This window comes from Metamycoplasma neophronis, assembly GCF_006491995.1.
GTDB lineage: Bacteria > Bacillota_I > Bacilli_A > Mycoplasmatales > Metamycoplasmataceae > Metamycoplasma > Metamycoplasma neophronis.
Map to the genome: position 1 here is coordinate 1 of NZ_VHHP01000035.1, position 608 is coordinate 608.

Here is a 608-nt window from a genome sequence, read left to right on the forward strand (position 1 = left end):
CCACCGCAAGGGTCGCATCGCGCCGGGCTACGACGCTGATCTGCTGGCTGTTGCGGCAGGTGTGGACCATGACCCCGCCGGACTCTGCGACGTCAAAGCCGTCTGGCGCAGCGGAACCCAGGTACCGCTACAAGCATCCGCTGTGGGCTACAACACCCCGTCATAACCCCGTCATAAAATGCAGGACAGCATCTTCAATCTGTTGACCGAGGAACAGCTTCGGGGTCGCAACACGCTCAAGTGGAACTATTTCGGGCCCGATGTAGTGCCACTGTGGCTGGCGGAGATGGACTTTCCCACCGCACCGGCTGTGCTCGACGGGGTGCGGGCGTGCGTCGACAACGAGGAGTTCGGCTACCCGCCGTTGGGCGAGGACAGCCTGCCGAGGGCGACGGCCGATTGGGGCCGACAACGCTACGGTTGGTGCCCCCGACCGGACTGGGTCCGCGTCGTGCCGGATGTCCTGAAGGGGATGGAAGTCGTCGTCGAATTCCTTACCCGGCCGGAGAGTCCGGTCGCGTTGCCGGTTCCGGCTTACATGCCGTTTTTCGACGTCCTGCACGTCACCGGCCGCCAACGAGTGGAAGTCCCAATGGTGCAGCAAGACT

Annotated in this window: 1 pseudogene; it reads left to right on the forward strand. The window is 63.8% G+C overall.

The window, feature by feature from the left end:
• Positions 1-202: 202 nt before the first annotated feature.
• A pseudogene (locus tag FJR74_RS08390) lies at positions 203-608 on the forward strand (hypothetical protein); the annotation flags it as partial.